General features: G+C 72.4%; 1 pseudogene. It reads left to right on the top strand.

Annotation, left to right across the window (positions count from 1 at the left end):
• Window positions 1-232 (top strand): annotated as a pseudogene (locus AC3A35_RS28010) (allantoicase); the annotation flags it as partial.

Below are 232 nucleotides of genomic sequence, written 5' to 3'. Positions count from 1 at the left end.
AACTCAAGGCCGCGACCTGGACCGAGATCCTCCCCGCCACCGCGCTCGGCCCGAGCAGCCACCACCTGATCGCGTGCGCGAGCCAGGCCGCGTGGACCCATCTGCGGGTCAATATCTTCCCCGACGGCGGCATCGCCCGGCTGCGCGTCTATGGTCGCCCGGTGGGCGGACTGGAGACGGCCGGCCCCGATGCGCTGGTCGATCTGGTGGCGATGGAGAACGGCGGGCGCGC

The organism is Azoarcus sp. Soil_N_20 (assembly GCF_057656155.1).
This window is presented reverse-complemented; position numbering and strand designations above follow the sequence as displayed.